Genomic DNA, 15,116 nt, shown 5'->3' with positions numbered 1-15,116 from the left:
CTCGCCCCCAGGCTTCATCTTGGCGCCAACGTCCAAGAGGGAGAGACCATCATGTATACAGTTGTCGGCGCACCTATGACACGCAGCTTTCGGGTGCTGTGGGCCCTGGAAGAACTGGGCCAGCCCTATGAGCTGATCCCGGCCCTGCCACAAAGCCCCGAGATCCTGGAAGTAACGGACTCGGGCAAGGTGCCTGCCCTGATTGAGGGGGACGCGGTGCTGACCGATTCCACCGCGATCATCACCTATCTGGCGGACAAACACGGGGGCCTCACAGCGCCGGCCGGTACGCTGGCGCGGGCCCAGCAAGATGCCATGACCCAGCGGTTTCTGGATGAGCTGGACGCGGTGTTGTGGACCGCCGCGCGGCACAGCTTTGCCCTGCCCAAGGACCAGCGCGTGGCTGATGTGAAACCCAGCTTGATGTGGGAATTCAATCGCAACCTCAACCGAATCGCGCCGTTGATCAAAGGCCCCTTTGTCATGGGGGAACACTTCACCCTGGCGGATATCGTTCTGACCCATTGCCTGAGCTGGGCCTTTGGCGCCAAGTTTCCAGTGGATAGCCAAGCGATGCTGGACTACGGCAAGGCCATGCGTGGGCGGGCGGCGCATCAGCGGGTTGCGGCCCTCACCAAGACATAGCCGCCCCCCGGCCCAGTCGTGCCGACCCAGTTGCGACTGGGCCTGTTACTGGGCCGCGAGATAGCGCGCGGCGCCCTGGCCAGCCCAACGGCCAGTGGCAAAACAGCCCGTCAACAGATAGCCGCCGGTGGGGGCCTCCCAATCCAGCATCTCTCCGGCGCAAAATGTACCGGGGCGTTTGGCCAGCATCAGATCCGGCGTCAGCTCTGCCCAACTGAGCCCGCCAGCGGTGGAGATTGCCTCATCCATGGGACGCAGGCCCGCATGGTTCACCGGCAGCGCCTTGATCAGCTTCGCCAAACTGGCTGGATCCTGCGGCAGCGGGCGGCCAAATTCCTGCAACAGGGCGGTGCGGGCTGCCCCCAGTTTCAAGCTGCGGCGCAGATGATTGGCCAGGCTGGCCTTGCCACGGGGGCGCGACAGGCGCTTGGTGATTTCTGCAGCGGATAGATCCGGCAGCAAATCCACGCGCAGATCCGCGCCATCGCGTACCGCAGCGCTGACGGTATAGATCCCGCCGCCCTCCAACCCACGCGCCGAGATCACCGCCTCACCGCGCGACGCGCTGCTGCCTGCCTGCCATTTCACGCCTTTCACTGGCTGGCCGTACTGCCCCTGCATGTGCGCAGACCAATCGACCAGTAGGCCCGCATTGGCCGGTCTGAATGGCTCCAGGCCAACCCCCTGCGCCGCAAGAATTTCGCTCCAGCTCCCGTCCGCGCCCAGCCGCGCCCAGCTGGCGCCGCCCAGCGCCAGCACCGTGCAGCGCGTTTTGACCTGCTGCGCCCCGTCAGGGGTGTCAAAACACAGATCAGCCCCCTGCCAACCGGTCCAGCGCCAGCGGGTCTGCTGGGTCACGCCCAGTTTATCCAGCTCACCCAACCAGGCGCGCAACAGCGGCGAGGCTTTCATTTTTTCAGGGAAGACCCGACCGGTGGAGCCTGTGAACAGGGGCTGACCCAAGCCCCGCGCCCAGTCCTGAATGGCGGCAGCGTCAAACGCCGCAATGATCGGCGCCAAGGATGCAGCGGCAGCGCCAAAATGCGGCAACAGCTGCGCTAGGGGCTCATCCTTGGTCAGGTTCAGCCCGGATTTCCCCGCCATCAGGAATTTGCGCCCCAATGAGGGCTTGGCCTCAACCAGCAGCACCCTATGGCCCTGGACTGCAAGCTCACCGGCAGCCATCAGCCCCGCAGGCCCGCCACCGATCACCACCGCATCCCATACCCGTTCCTGATCCATCCCGGCCTCTTTCCCGCTATTGGCCTCCTGATTTCAGGAGGGCTCTCTGCCTGCGCACCTAACGAAGGACCATACAAAAGACGAGGCCCGCGCAGCGGTCCTTTAGCTTTGGCACATCTCCAGGATACCCGTGGCGATTTCAGGCTTGGCCGCCAGCGAATCCGCCAGCAAGGCCTGCGCCTGTGCCATCAGATCCTCTGGCTCGACCAGCCGATCCACCAACCCCCAGGCGCAGGCCTCTGGCGCCTCGATCTTTTGTCCAGCAGCCAGAACCATCTTGGTGCGGGCCGGACCGATCAGCGCAGCCATGCGCCCGGCATCCGAAGGCTGGGGCAGATAGCCGAGCTTCATCACCGGATAAAAGACCTTTGCCCCAGGCACCGCCAGACGGATATCGCAGGCCAGCGCCATGCCATTGGCGCCCCCCGCCAGGGTGCCGTTCAGCGCCGCGATCTTGAGACAGGGAACCGCCGCCAGCGCCGCCGAGAGGCGTTCCCAAACGGTGGAGGTCGCCAGCCCGGCGCGGGCCTCGTCCAGATCGGCACCTGCGCTAAAGACCTTGCCAGCGCCGGTAAGAATCAACCCGCGCGCCGCCTGCGCCCTGGTCGCGATATCGACAAGCTCTTCCAGCATATCTGAGGTCAGCGAATTGGCCTTTTCCGGCCGGTTAATGGTGACGGTCCAAAGCCCCGCCTCGGATATATCAAGATTGATCATAGCAGGCCCACCCGGCGACGGATCAGGTCGAGACGCAATGAGACCTCATCGCCGAGAAATTCATCCGCATCCGAGCTGCACATCCACAGCAGGGTCTTGGCGGGCCATTCCGCTGGCACATGGTCATTCCAGTCAAGCTGGCTAACTGCGTTAATCCCACTGGCCTTGATCTTGCGCTGCATCTCGGTGGCCACGGTTCCGGGCGACAGGCTGAGTACGCGAATACCGTTGCTGGCCTCCTCCAGATGCAGGGCCTTGGTCAACATCAAAACACCCGCCTTTGAGGTGCAATAGGCGCTCCAGCCTTCGAGCGCACTATAGGCCGCACCGGAGCCGATATTGATGATGGTGCCGCCATTCCCCGATTTCATCAACGGCAAGGCCGCATGGATGCCGTTAAAAACGCCCTTGATGTTGATATCCATCAATTGGCCCCAGGCCGCCGGGTCAGCATCTTCGATTCGGGCGATCGGATCGATGATGCCAGCGTTGTTGATCAAGACGTCAATGCTGCCAAAATCCGCATGTACCTTTTGCAGTGCGGCTGCAACCGCTGCGGGTTCAGAGACATCACAGGCAAAGGCCAGCGTGTTTCCGCCGAGCTCCTCAGCGAGGGCTGCCAGACTATCGGTGCTCCTTGCCAGCAAGGCCAGATTGGCACCTGCCTGCGCAAAAACGCGCGCCGCATCCGCCCCGATGCCACGGCTGGCACCGGTGATGACAACTGTTTTGCCCTTGATATCCATCAGCTAAATCTCCAAGTCCTCTAATTCCAAATGTGGTAAACTGCTTAGGGGGAACGGTCCAGCCCTTGGCACCTTGACGGGTAAAGACATGCAGTTGACCATATGGGCCATTGTATTTGCTTATATGCAGAAAGGTTATCCTATGACAGTTTCCCTCGCGCGCGGCACGGGCGCTGCTGCGGTTTTGATTATCTCCGCCCAAGGCGCATTTGCTGACGTCAGCGCCCAGGATGTCTGGTCGGACTGGAAAGCCTATATGACAGGCACGGGCTACACCGTGACCGGCACCGAAAGCCAGTCCGGCAATGTGCTCACCGTCAGCGATATCTCGATGACAATGCCGATGCCCGAACAGGACGGCACCGGCGGCGTGACCATGCCCGAGATCCAGTTTGTCGAGAATGGTGATGGCACAGTCAATGTGATGCTGCCCAAAGATTTCCCGATGACCTTTGCCGGGGAAGATGACGGCGAAAAATTCTCGGCTGAGATCCTGTATTCCCATGACGGCAGCCCAATGGTGGTCTCGGGTGATACCTCTGCTATGACCTATGACTATGCGATTGGTCAGGCCAGCCTGACACTGGGCCAAATCATCGGCGACGGCAAAGAGATGCCTGCGGATGCCCTGAAAGCCTCCGTGGTGATCAACGATATGGTCGCCAAGACTGTGATGCAGATTGATGGTCAGCGTAGCTATACTCAAACCCAGTCGATGGCAAAACTGGCCTATGACATCGCTTTCCAAGACCCGGATTCCGACGACGCCGGCACCATCACAGGCAGCATGAGCGACATCACAGGCACGGCCGTCAGCACCATTCCATCCGGTCTGGACAGCCCTGAGATGGCTGACCTGATCAAGGCGGGTCTGAGCATTGATGCAAAGCTCGCCTATACCGGCGGCAATAGTGCCATTTCGGTGACCGGATCTGACAGCTTTGACATGCAAAGCACCTCTGCGGGCGGCGATTTTGGCGTCACCATGAGCAAGGACGGTTTGTCCTATGACGTTGGTCAGAAAGATATCTCGGTAGATGTCTCCGGGTCGGAAATCCCCTTCCCGCTGGCACTCACCATGGCGGAAGCCGGCTTCAAACTGTTGATGCCAGTAAGCCAGTCTGACGAAGAGCAGGATTTTGGCCTTGGCATCACCCTGCGTGATTTTGCGGTTCCTGACATGCTGTGGGGCATGGTTGATCCCACCGGCACCCTGCCACATGATCCGGCAACAATTGTGCTGGATCTGGCCGGCAAGGGCAAACTGCTGTTTGACATGTTCGACCCAGAATCGATGAAAGCCATGGAACGTGGCGCTCAAAAACCGGGTGAATTCAACGCCGTCACCATCAAGCAACTGCTGGTAACCGCCGCTGGCGCCAAGCTGACCGGCACCGGTGATTTTACCTTCAACAACGAAGACCTGGTGACCTTTGATGGTATGCCTGCCCCCGATGGCACCGCCAATATCAAGTTGGAAGGGGCCAATGGCCTGATCGACAACCTGATCAAAATGGGACTGGTCAGCGACAGCGATGCCATGGGCGCGCGGATGATGATGGGCATGTTTGGCGTTCCCGGCGAAGGTGAAGACACCCTGACATCGGAAATCAAGGTCTCCGAGGATGGTCAGATCCTCGCCAATGGTCAGCGCATCAAATAAGCGCCTGTTCGGCAAAAAATAGGCAATCAGGGCCGCCCCGCGCGGCCCTTTTTTGTGCCACACCCTTGCGGCAGCACGCCGGTCTGGCTAGCTCTTGTTGCAATCCAAATTCAGTAGGTGCCCATGACCCAGTCTCCCCAAGCGCTTTGCCACGCCCTGATTGACGCCGCCAAACGTGCCGGCGCAGATGCCGTCGATGCCATGGCCACCGAGGGCCGCTCTCTCAGCATCGAGGTGCGCGAAGGCAAACTGGAGCATGCAGAACGCTCAGAAGGCACTGACTTGGGGCTGCGGGTCTTTGTAGGTCAGCGTCAGGCGCAGGTGTCCTCCTCTGACAGTCGCCCGGAAACCCTCACCGCCATGGCCGAACGCGCCGTGGCCATGGCCCGCGAGGCCCCCGAGGATCCCTATAGCGGTCTGGCCAGCGCCGATCAGCTGGCCCAGAACTGGGATCTGGACGCGCTGGAGCTGTGCGATCCCAGCGCCGAGCCCGCACCAGAAGCCCTGCAACAGGATGCGCTGGCAGCCGAAGCCGCCTGCGCCGCCATTGAGGGCATCAGCCAGGTGCAGGCAGCAGGGGCCAGCTATGGGCACCACAGCATCTATCTGGCCACCTCCAATGGTTTTGCCGGCGGCTACCAGCGCACCGGCCGGTCGCTGTCCTGCACCGGGATTGCCGGAACCGGCGCCGGGATGGAGCGCGACTATGATGGCGATTCCCGCACTTTTCAGAACGACCTGCGCAGCGCGACAGACATTGGCCGCCTCGCAGGTGAGCGCGCCGTAGCGCGGCTCAACGCCCGTCGGCCAAAGACCGGCAGCTACCCGGTCTTGTTTGACGAACGGGTCTCGTCTTCGCTGATTGGCCATCTGCTCTCCGCCGCCAATGGCGCCGCCATCGCCCGTGGATCCTCCTGGTTGCAGGGCGCGGTGGGCGAACAGATCCTGCCAGAAACACTGTCCGTCATCGAGGACCCGCATCGCGCCCGGATTTCCGGGTCGCGCCCCTTTGACGGTGAAGGCCTGCCCACCCAGCAACGCGCCATCATTCAGGATGGTGTCCTGACCGGCTGGACCCTGGATCTGGCCTCGGCCCGTAAACTGGGCCTGCAAAGCACCGGCAATGCGGCACGGGGTGTTGGCTCTGTTCCGTCACCGTCGAACTGGAACATCGCGCTGACCCCTGGCCAGCACAGCCGCGAGCAGCTGATCGCAGGCATGGGCACCGGTCTGCTGGTGACATCGCTCATTGGCTCGACCATCAATCCCAATACCGGCGATTATTCACGTGGGGCCTCGGGCTATTGGGTCGAGAACGGCGAAATCGCCTATCCGGTGAATGAATGCACCATCGCGGGCAATCTGCGGGACATGCTGAAAACACTTACCCCGGCAAATGACGCCCGCAGCTACCTGTCGCGGGTGGTGCCCTCGCTCATGGTCGAAGGAATGACCCTTGCCGGCAGCTGAAGACCTCACGCTCCTGATCCAGGCCGCCAGGGCCGCGGGTGAAATCGCGCTCAAATACTCTGGACCCACCGCGCAGCGTTGGGAAAAACCCGACGGCCAGGGCCCGGTTACAGAGGCCGATCTGGCGGTCAATGCCATGCTCGAAACCATGCTGCCACAGGCGCGGCCTGACTACGGCTGGCTGTCTGAGGAAAGCGAGGACAGCGCCGCCCGGCTGAGCAAAGACCGGGTTTTCATCATTGATCCTATTGATGGCACCCGCAGCTTTGCCGAAGGCTCTGCCACCTGGGCGCATTCCCTGGCGGTGGCAGATCGTGGTGAGATCACTGCGGCGGTGATCTATCTGCCGCAACGGGATTTGCTCTATACCGCTGCCAAGGGCGGCGGCGCCTTTTGCAATGGCGCCCCCATCCGTGTGGCGGCGCCTGCGGCGCTGAATACCACAAAGGTGCTCACCGCCAAGCCAAACCTAGCATCGCAGCACTGGCTGGGAGGCGCCGCACCCGCCTTTCACCGCAGTTATCGCCCATCGCTGGCCTATCGGCTGGCCCGGGTGGCGGATGGTGGCTATAGCGCCATGCTGACCCTGCGGCGCAGCTGGGAATGGGATATTGCCGCTGGTGATCTCATCCTGCGCGAAGCCGGGGGGGTGATCAGCGACCGGTTGAACAAACCTTTGCTGTTCAACAATCCAACGCCCCTGTTGGACGGGGTTGTCGCCGCAACCCCTGCAACGCATCTTGAACTGCTGCAGGCCCTGGACCCAAAAGGTCCCGGCATTGCAGGGCAATGACCGGTAATGGCCTCCTCGCAGCAGATATGACTGGGCAACAATGACAGAGCCGCAAACATTCGCCGCACCTGCCCGACCTGCGGGAGAAATTCTGTGGGTGCATGCCACCAGCATTGAGCGCTTTCTGGCACTTTGTGACATTGGTCAGCGGCTCAAGGCCATGCGCCCGGATCTGGTGGTCCTGGCCACCTGGGAAGCCGAAATGGGCGCGGTGCCCGGGGTTGACGGCTGTGATTTTATGCTCGGACCGCTACCAGGTGACCAAACCAGCGAGGCCAAGGCCTTTCTCAGCCACTGGCGTCCCGATCTGTGCCTCTGGGCCGGCGGCGACCTGCGCCGGGGGCTGTTGCGCCAGCTGCGCGAGCAGGGAGGCTCTGCGCTGTTGGTGGATATTCTGGACAGCGAAATGCCCGCCCGCAAGCTGCGCTGGCTACCAGATCAGCGCCATCGCATTTTTAGCACCTTTGATGCGGTTTTCACCCCTTCAAAATCCGTACAAAGCCAATTGCTACGCGGCGGACAGATGTCACCAGAGCAGGTCCTGCTGACCAGTCGCCTGCGGCTTTCCACCGTGCCGCCGGGCTGCGATCAGGAGGCGCTGAGCACCCTGCAACAGGATCTTGGCAGTCGCCCCGTCTGGCTGGCGGCCCGCGCACAGCTGGAGGAACTGCCCGCCCTACTGGACGCACATCGCACCGCGCTGCGACTGCTGCATCGGATGCTGTTGGTTATCGCCCTGGACAACCCCGAGTGCCGCGCCCGCGCCCGAAACCTAGTGCAGGCCAGTGGTCTGCAATGCGCCGATTGGGACGCCGGGGAAGAGCTCAACGACTACACCCAAATCCTGATCACAGACAGCGCCCACCTGGGGCTTTGGTACCGGCTCGCCCCGATTACCCTGCTCGCCTCTAGCCTGATTCAGGATATGCCGGGGCAAAACCCACTGGATGCGCTGGCTTTGGGATCGGTTGTTCTGCACGGGCCGGGCACCGGCCATCACAGGGTAATTTATGACCAGCTTGCACCGCTCAAGGCGACGCAGCAGGTCAAAACCGCCCAGGCACTGGCCAAGATGGTGATTCATCTCTCCGCGCCGGACATGGCGGCCAAACGGGCACTGGCCGGCTGGACCGCAGTGACCGAAGGCGCAGAAATGACCGATCAGCTGATAGACAGAGTTCAGGACATCCTGGACCTGCGCGAGGACCAAGATGCGACCTCCTGAGTTCTGGAACAAACCCCCGCAAGCCTTTGATCTGCGTCGCCTGGTTTTGGCGCCACTGGGCTGGGTCTACGCCGCCGCCACCGCCAGACGACTGCGCCGGCCTGGGTACCAGGCCCGCGTACCGGTGATCTGTGTCGGCAATCTCAACGCCGGCGGCACTGGCAAAACGCCCACCGTGATCTGGCTGCTGGAGACACTGCGGGCCCTGGGTCATGATCCACATGTGATCACACGCGGCTATGGTGGCACCTTGCAGGGACCGGTGGCAGTTGACCCCAGCACCCACCGGGCACAGGAGTGCGGCGACGAGCCCTTGCTGCTGGCTGCTTTTGGTGAGGTCTGGGTGTCCCGCGACCGCGCCGCAGGGGCCAAAGCCGCCGAGGCGGCGGGCGCCACGGTTATTGTGCTGGACGACGGGTTTCAAAACCCGAGTGTGATCAAGGATCTGTCGATTGTGGTGGCGGATGCCACCCGCGGCTTTGGCAATGGTAGCTGCCTGCCCGCCGGCCCCCTACGCGAGCCCGTGCAGCCTGGCCTGCGCCGGGCGGATCTGCTGCTTTCCATCGGTGATGCAGCCGCCCAAGCGCGCTTTGCCGCTCAGTGGTCGCCCAGCCTGCAAGACCTGCCCCATGTCCAGGCCGCGCTGGAGCCGCTGCAGACGGGGATGCCCTGGAAGGACACACCGGTTCTTGCCTTTGCGGGCATTGGTCATCCGCAAAAATTTTTTGATACCCTGCGCGGCCTTGGCGCTCGGATCATCCACGCCGAGGCGCTGGATGATCACCAGCCGCTGTCCACCGCGTTGATGACCCGGTTGGAGGCCGACTCCAAGATGCGCGGCGCTCAGCTGGTCACCACAGAAAAAGACGCAGTGCGCCTGCCCCCAAGTTTCCGCCATAAGGTGATCACCCTGCCGGTGCGACTGAAGATCGCCAATGATCAGGCGCTGATGGATCAGCTCAAGGCAATTGCCCCGGCGCCTTAGCGGGTTGCCAAGGATACCACCCTACAGCACTAAAAAACAAAGCCCGAGGTTTCCCCCGGGCTTTGGCATAGTCACTTTGATAAAAGCGCTTTAGTCTTCCAGCTCGGCGTCGATCAGGGCCTTGAACTGCTCATAGGACTGATTGGCGACCTTGGTGCCGTTCAGGACAAAAGAGGGGGTCGATTCCACACCATCCGCCGTCGCGTTTTCCTGATACCAGGCCACCAGTGTCTGTGCCTTGGTGCCATCCTGCAGGCAGGCCTCAACCCTGTCTTTATCCAGCCCGGCAATACCGCCAATTTTACGCAGCGCATCGATGACCTCAGTTGCACCACCTGCGCGGGTCCAATCGGACTGGCCTTTATAGATCAGATCGCTGATGCCAAAGAATTTTTCAGGCCCACCGCAGCGCGCAATCATCGACGCCCAGAGACCGTAGCGATCAAAATAGACCTCGCGGTAGATCAGTTTGACCTTGCCGGTGTCGATGTAGTTTTCCTTCAGCTGCGGATAGACGCCCTTGTGGAAATTGGCGCAGTGAATGCAGGTGTAGGACGCATATTCGATCAGGGTGACGGGAGCATCTTCGGCACCGATGACCATTTCGGTGATGGTCGAGGTGTCAACCTCGGCCTCTTGTGCAGAGGCAGCCCCCACCAGGGGAAGATCGGGCAGGCGGGTTTGGCTGTTGTAGCCGTTGACCGCATAGGCCCCGGCAGCAAGCGCCACCGCAGCAAAAACACCAGACATAAGACGGGTCATTCATACCTCTTTCGTTCAGTTTTCTTTTTTGTCAGCACATTGCGCCCCAATCGTTCTAGCGCGGCGCGCAGATCGTCGTTTTCGACCCCTTTGGCAGCCTGGGCGGCCTCGGCCTGATCCTGGGGATCAACCGGCGCCAGCTTTTGCACCTTGGGGGCATGTGTGAATTCAACCTGGCCATCGGAAAACCCGGTAGGGGCGGTCTGGGTGATCCAAACCTTGGAGATGGCATTGTAGCCGTAGACCGCGTTCACCTTTTCCCGCAGCCGTTCCTTTTGCATTTCCAGCATTGGCGCATTGGCGCCATTGGTCAGCACCGTCAGGGTGGCGCCAAAGGAACTGCGCCCATAGCCAACCTTGACTGGCCGGGCAATCGCCGCAATATCAGCCCCGGCAATCTCCTCCCAATGGGTGAGCAGACGCGACACCGCAAAGCCGCGGCTTTCGCCTGCCTTGCGAATCTGATCCGACAGGAGCCGGGAGGTGCGGGAGAACCCGCGTGTTGTACTGCGTCTGAATGCCATAATCTGGTTTTGCGTGACTGGTCCCCCTATTGTAAAGGGTCGTTGTAACGTGGTCATCAAAACAACGATAGCAAGGGGTAAAGAATGCGTGATTTGGACAAAACCCCAGAAGTGGAGGACAGCTCTGCCCTGAACCAGCAGTTGCTGACCTGGTACGACCACAACGCCCGTGCGATGCCCTGGCGGGTCACTCCGGCGGATCGCGCCCGTGGCCAGCGCCCCGATCCCTATCGGGTCTGGCTCTCCGAAGTGATGCTGCAGCAGACCACGGTTGCCGCCGTCACGGAGTATTTTCAACGCTTTACCCAGCGCTGGCCAAGCGTGCAGGATCTCGCCGCTGCTGAGGACGCCCAGGTGATGGCCGAATGGGCCGGCCTTGGCTATTACGCGCGTGCCCGCAACCTGCTGAAATGCGCCCGCGTGGTCGCACAGGATCGGGATGGCTGCTTTCCTGACAGCTATGAGGCGCTGCTGAAACTGCCTGGCATTGGCCCCTATACGGCCGCCGCCATAGCCTCGATCGCTTTTGATCGTGCCGAAACGGTGCTCGACGGCAATGTGGAGCGGGTGATGGCACGGCTGCATGACATCCATGATCCACTGCCTGCGGTGAAACCGGTGCTAAAAGAGCAGGCCGGCCTCCTGACGCCGCCCCTGCGTCCCGGCGATTATGCCCAGGCGGTGATGGATCTGGGCGCCACCATCTGCACCCCTAAAAATCCTGCCTGCGGCATTTGCCCCTGGCGCAGCCCGTGCCTGGCCCGGGTTGCCGGAACCGCCCCCGAGCTGCCAAAGAAGACCCCGAAGCAGCCCAAGCCAACGCGGCTGGGTGTGGCCTATCTGGCCCGCAGTGCCGATGGCGCCTGGCTGTTGGAGCGCCGTCCCGACAAGGGGCTGTTGGGGGGCATGCTGGGCTGGCCCGGATCGGAGTGGAACGCGGCCCCAGCACCGCGCCCGCCCTTTGCGGCGGAGTGGCAGGATCTGGGTGGCGAAGTGCGCCATACCTTCACTCATTTCCACCTGATCCTGCAGGTCAAGCTGGCAGAGCTGCCCACGGGACATAACCTATTGCCGGGGCAGGAGCTGCTGTCGCGGCATGACTTTCGCCCCCAGGATCTGCCGACAGTGATGCGCAAGGTATTTGATCTGTGGGCCGGATCGGATTTCAATCCGGGCAAAGACCGGTAAGGCAAGGCAGAGCCCTGCACCCTGTCTCCTTTGGTCGCTGCTCAGCCCCCTTGGGTTTCGCATAAAACGGGCCTAGGCTCAGCCCATCTCACAAGGCCTGATTTAGGCCACTGATTTTGGAGACTGATTGATGATCGCCGCTGATATTCTGCCGCGCTGGCAATCCGCCCTGCCCTTCTGGCTCTCCTTTTTGCTGTTGCCGCTGATCTGGGCCGCCGCCCTGTTTGGCGGCTGGATCATTCTGCTGCCGCCGCTGGTGACCTGGTATCTGTTTGCGGTGCTGGATGGCGTTTTAGGGCTCAACCTTGAAAATGCAGACCCGGCAACACCGGAGGAGGATCTGGTCTGGTATCGCAGCCTGACCACCGCCTGGGTGCCGCTTCAGTTTCTCACCCTGTTTGGCCTGATCTGGTATGTCAGCGATGCCGGCCATCTGTCTGGACTGGAAAAGTTCGGGGTGTTTTTTGGCGTCGGTGTGGTCACCGGAACCATCGGCATCAACTACAGCCACGAGCTGATGCATCAGCGCAACCGACTGGAGCGCAGCCTGGCTGATCTGTTGCTGGCCATGGTGCTGTATTCGCATTTCCGCTCAGAGCATCTTTTGGTGCATCACCGCTATGTCGGCACCCCCCGCGATCCCGTCACTGCCCGCTATAACGAGGGCTTTCACCGGTTTTACCCGCGTGTATTGCGGCAATGCTGGCAGTCCGCCTTCCGGGCTGAACGTGAAAAGCTCGCCAAAAAGAACCTGCCCTGGACCCATGCCAAGAACCCATTCTTCCGCTACTGGGGGCTGCAGATCACCATGCTGATTCTGGCGCTGCTGCTTGGCGGTGTAACCGGTCTGGTACTGTTCCTGGTGCAGGCCGGCGTTGCCATCTGGCAGCTGGAGCTGGTCAACTACGTGGAGCATTACGGGCTGACCCGCAAACACCTGGGTGAGGGGAAATACGAACATGTCCGCCCGCATCACTCATGGAATGCCGCTCATAAGGCCTCAAACTGGCTGCTGATCAACCTGCAACGCCACTCGGATCACCACTACCGGCCGGATCGGCGGTTTCCCTTGTTGCAGAACTATACCCCCTCGGATGCACCGCAACTGCCCTATGGCTATCCGGTGATGACGGTGGCGGCAATGATCCCACCCCTGTGGCGCCGGGTGATGAACCCAAGGGTACGGCGCTGGCGTCAGATGTATTACCCCGAAATCACCGACTGGAGCAGCTACAACAAGGCCAAAACCCCCATGCCGCGCGCCTAGGAGAAAACCCCTTCATCCTGCCAGGGTGCCAGGGTGCCAGGGTCTGAAACGGAAAAAGAACACTGACCGGCCCAAGGGTCAGTGTTCTTTAAAAGACCCTTGGCAAGGGTCTCAATGAGGCACAGGTCGGAAGTGAGTTTGGACAGACAACTCCCTTGCTGCACTGCAACAATGGCATACTGACGCATGCAACCCTTAAAAAAGCTTAACACCACTCACACAACCAAGGGAATTTTCATTGGCGCCGTGAAAGCAGCCAATTAGACACATGGGGTTTCTCAGTTGCGGTATTACATTAACTTACTGCGCACCCCATGGCTGCAAGTCAATTAGCGCTTTGCCCAAACCTTCATCGTCTCATCCAGACCGCGCACTTCTTGCTCTGGGTGGCATTCAAAGCCCTGGGTTATCTCAGAGTTGGGATGTTCCAGCTGAGCTTGCAGCCGCAGGGCATCGCTCATGACAATTGGCGTCTTTAGCCTCCGGGTCATCTCTTCCAGCCGGGCTGCAACATTCACCGCTGTCCCGATCACCGCATATTCCAGACGGTTAGCCCCGATATCCCCCAGCAAGGTTTCGCCAAAATGGATACCAATCCCGGCTTGGATTTCCGGCTCGCCCATGCGGCGGCGTTCCCGGTTCCAGATCGCCAGGGCCTCTTGCATTGCCAAGGCACATTCCAAGGCATTGCTCGCGTCGCGTTCTCCGGCGGTAGGGGTGCCAAAGGTCGCCATCAACCCATCGCCTAGATATTTATCAAGCGTGCCGTTATGGCGAAAAACCTCGCGCTCCATCCGGCCATGAAACCCGCGCAGCAGGGCAATGACCTGGTGCGGATCCCGCCCGGCGGCAAGCCGCGTAAAGCCGATGATATCGATGAACAGTACCGCAACACTCTGGATCTTCACCTGCTTCAAAGGTTCATCGTTTTGCGACAGCTGCTCCACCACATTGGGTGAAAAGTAGCGCGACAGGTTGGCGCGTTCACGTTCAAGCCCGGCGTTATTCAACAGCAAGGTATTGGTCCGGCGCGCCGATATCCCCAGTGTGATTGCAACGATGAGAAAGACAATGACCTCCTGTATGCGCAACTGGGGAACATAGCTGTTGGGGTCCAGGAATTGTAACAAATCGGAATCAGCGCCAAAAGCATCAATCGCCGCCTCCGTAAGCCCCGGAGCAGGCGTGGAAAACCACCATGACAGGGCCGTCGCCCCCAGCCACATCACAAAGGTCCAGACCCCAATGGCAATCACCGTACGCCAGGAATAGGCCATGGTGCCAACGGCCAAGATCACAAAGAAGTAGATGAAATTGTCTAACCTGTACTGCATCGCAAGCGGCATCGCATCGACGCTCAACGGGTTCGGCCCGATCATCCCCAGGGTCATCAAAAACAAATCAACAAAGATCAGGAACAGCTCCAGGCGCGACCGCCCAACACGCCCGACACGCTGGATAAACCAGCCATTCAGGCACAGCAGCGCCATGATGCCGATGTGATAGGCGACTTCAAAATGCGGGTGCACTGAGACGACAAAAATCGCAAAGATCGTCATCGCAATCCAGCGCGCTTTCACCGCCAGTTCCAAGCCTTCACGCTTGTGGTTTTCCAGCGCCGCCAAGACATATTGCGTCTCTGGAGTGTCTTCGACCTCTGTCACCCGATACAAATCATTCAATCTGGACTTGGGCGGAATCAGAGCAGAGTCAGTCATCAGGAAATCCCTATTTCTGTGCCCTAGATAGGCAGTCCCTCGGCAACATACATCCTCCAGCTGGCAGGCAACACGAAAAAACCCCGCCTAACAGGCGGGGCAAGGTGCGGTCCCCATGTTCAGGCCGCGCCACATTGGGTGACGCAGGCTCGGGGACCGGTGGTTAACTTG

The 15,116-nt window shown here is 60.8% G+C and carries 14 protein-coding genes; 8 read left to right on the top strand and 6 right to left on the bottom strand.

Annotated elements, in window-relative coordinates:
• Positions 1–51: 51 nt before the first annotated feature.
• The gene (locus N1037_01455) at positions 52–645 is read left to right on the top strand and encodes a glutathione S-transferase family protein (protein ID UWS79713.1); all 594 of its coding nucleotides are present in this window, start codon (positions 52–54) and stop codon (positions 643–645) included.
• Positions 646–690: 45 nt separating this feature from the next.
• Here the strand turns inward: N1037_01455 and N1037_01450 are convergent, their stop codons facing one another.
• The 3 genes from N1037_01450 to N1037_01440 all read right to left on the bottom strand — a co-directional run bounded on the left by N1037_01450 (position 691) and on the right by N1037_01440 (position 3,350).
• Positions 691–1,887, bottom strand: a complete 1,197-nt coding sequence (locus N1037_01450) for a TIGR03862 family flavoprotein (protein ID UWS79712.1) — start codon at positions 1,885–1,887, stop codon at positions 691–693.
• 102 nt (positions 1,888–1,989) lie between these two features.
• Positions 1,990–2,604 carry an enoyl-CoA hydratase/isomerase family protein gene (locus N1037_01445; GenBank protein ID UWS79711.1) on the bottom strand — a complete coding sequence of 205 codons (615 nt, stop codon included), beginning with the start codon at positions 2,602–2,604 and terminating at the stop codon, positions 1,990–1,992.
• Complete coding sequence (locus N1037_01440) at positions 2,601–3,350, bottom strand: SDR family oxidoreductase (GenBank protein ID UWS79710.1); 750 nt, start codon at positions 3,348–3,350, stop codon at positions 2,601–2,603. Before N1037_01440 ends, N1037_01445 begins: the two co-directional genes overlap by 4 nt.
• Positions 3,351–3,492: 142 nt before the next feature.
• Here N1037_01440 and N1037_01435 point away from each other — a divergent pair, with 142 nt between their 5' ends.
• From N1037_01435 to lpxK, 5 genes are all read left to right on the top strand, one after another.
• Positions 3,493–5,013 carry a DUF2125 domain-containing protein gene (locus tag N1037_01435; GenBank protein ID UWS79709.1) on the top strand — a complete coding sequence of 507 codons (1,521 nt, stop codon included), beginning with the start codon at positions 3,493–3,495 and terminating at the stop codon, positions 5,011–5,013.
• 123 nt (positions 5,014–5,136) lie between these two features.
• A complete protein-coding gene (locus N1037_01430; GenBank protein UWS79708.1) occupies positions 5,137–6,483 on the top strand; it encodes a TldD/PmbA family protein in 1,347 nt (448 codons plus the stop codon).
• Positions 6,470–7,276 carry a 3'(2'),5'-bisphosphate nucleotidase CysQ gene (locus N1037_01425; GenBank protein ID UWS79707.1) on the top strand — a complete coding sequence of 269 codons (807 nt, stop codon included), beginning with the start codon at positions 6,470–6,472 and terminating at the stop codon, positions 7,274–7,276. The genes N1037_01430 and N1037_01425 overlap by 14 nt, the downstream gene beginning before the upstream one ends.
• 40 nt (positions 7,277–7,316) lie before the next feature.
• Complete coding sequence (locus N1037_01420) at positions 7,317–8,501, top strand: 3-deoxy-D-manno-octulosonic acid transferase (GenBank protein ID UWS79706.1); 1,185 nt, start codon at positions 7,317–7,319, stop codon at positions 8,499–8,501.
• Positions 8,488–9,486, top strand: coding sequence for a tetraacyldisaccharide 4'-kinase (gene lpxK / locus N1037_01415; protein UWS79705.1), 999 nt, complete (start codon positions 8,488–8,490; stop codon positions 9,484–9,486). The genes N1037_01420 and lpxK overlap by 14 nt, the downstream gene beginning before the upstream one ends.
• A 90-nt stretch (positions 9,487–9,576) precedes the next feature.
• Here the strand turns inward: lpxK and N1037_01410 are convergent, their stop codons facing one another.
• Positions 9,577–10,248: a DsbA family protein gene (locus N1037_01410; protein UWS79704.1), complete on the bottom strand. Its 672-nt coding sequence runs from the start codon at positions 10,246–10,248 to the stop codon at positions 9,577–9,579.
• Positions 10,245–10,772: a DciA family protein gene (locus N1037_01405; protein ID UWS79703.1), complete on the bottom strand. Its 528-nt coding sequence runs from the start codon at positions 10,770–10,772 to the stop codon at positions 10,245–10,247. Before N1037_01405 ends, N1037_01410 begins: the two co-directional genes overlap by 4 nt.
• Positions 10,773–10,856: 84 nt before the next feature.
• On the opposite strand from N1037_01405, the gene mutY reads away from it, so the two are divergent.
• Complete coding sequence (mutY, locus tag N1037_01400) at positions 10,857–11,960, top strand: A/G-specific adenine glycosylase (protein UWS79702.1); 1,104 nt, start codon at positions 10,857–10,859, stop codon at positions 11,958–11,960.
• Positions 11,961–12,090: 130 nt separating this feature from the next.
• Entirely contained in the window at positions 12,091–13,227 is a 1,137-nt protein-coding gene (locus N1037_01395; protein ID UWS79701.1) for an alkane 1-monooxygenase, read from the top strand.
• Positions 13,228–13,556: 329 nt separating this feature from the next.
• Here the strand turns inward: N1037_01395 and N1037_01390 are convergent, their stop codons facing one another.
• Complete coding sequence (locus tag N1037_01390) at positions 13,557–14,945, bottom strand: adenylate/guanylate cyclase domain-containing protein (protein UWS79700.1); 1,389 nt, start codon at positions 14,943–14,945, stop codon at positions 13,557–13,559.
• Positions 14,946–15,116 lie beyond the last annotated feature (171 nt).

Source organism: Phaeobacter sp. G2 (assembly GCA_025163595.1).
Classification (GTDB): Bacteria; Pseudomonadota; Alphaproteobacteria; order Rhodobacterales; family Rhodobacteraceae; genus Pseudophaeobacter.
Note: the sequence above shows the minus strand (reverse complement) of the source record. Positions and strands in the feature narration are given on the sequence as shown.

Excerpts from the sequence above, each read along its gene's own strand:
- N1037_01435 (UWS79709.1), top strand. The coding sequence starts at position 3,493 with ATGACAGTTTCCCTCGCGCGCGGCACGGGCGCTGCTGCGGTTTTGATT.
- N1037_01440 (UWS79710.1), bottom strand. The coding sequence starts at position 3,350 with ATGGATATCAAGGGCAAAACAGTTGTCATCACCGGTGCCAGCCGTGGC.
- N1037_01390 (UWS79700.1), bottom strand. The coding sequence starts at position 14,945 with ATGACTGACTCTGCTCTGATTCCGCCCAAGTCCAGATTGAATGATTTG.
- mutY (UWS79702.1), top strand. The coding sequence starts at position 10,857 with ATGCGTGATTTGGACAAAACCCCAGAAGTGGAGGACAGCTCTGCCCTG.
- N1037_01445 (UWS79711.1), bottom strand. The coding sequence starts at position 2,604 with ATGATCAATCTTGATATATCCGAGGCGGGGCTTTGGACCGTCACCATT.
- N1037_01395 (UWS79701.1), top strand. The coding sequence starts at position 12,091 with ATGATCGCCGCTGATATTCTGCCGCGCTGGCAATCCGCCCTGCCCTTC.
- N1037_01450 (UWS79712.1), bottom strand. The coding sequence starts at position 1,887 with ATGGATCAGGAACGGGTATGGGATGCGGTGGTGATCGGTGGCGGGCCT.
- N1037_01430 (UWS79708.1), top strand. The coding sequence starts at position 5,137 with ATGACCCAGTCTCCCCAAGCGCTTTGCCACGCCCTGATTGACGCCGCC.
- N1037_01420 (UWS79706.1), top strand. The coding sequence starts at position 7,317 with ATGACAGAGCCGCAAACATTCGCCGCACCTGCCCGACCTGCGGGAGAA.
- lpxK (UWS79705.1), top strand. The coding sequence starts at position 8,488 with ATGCGACCTCCTGAGTTCTGGAACAAACCCCCGCAAGCCTTTGATCTG.
- N1037_01405 (UWS79703.1), bottom strand. The coding sequence starts at position 10,772 with ATGGCATTCAGACGCAGTACAACACGCGGGTTCTCCCGCACCTCCCGG.
- N1037_01410 (UWS79704.1), bottom strand. The coding sequence starts at position 10,248 with ATGACCCGTCTTATGTCTGGTGTTTTTGCTGCGGTGGCGCTTGCTGCC.
- N1037_01455 (UWS79713.1), top strand. The coding sequence starts at position 52 with ATGTATACAGTTGTCGGCGCACCTATGACACGCAGCTTTCGGGTGCTG.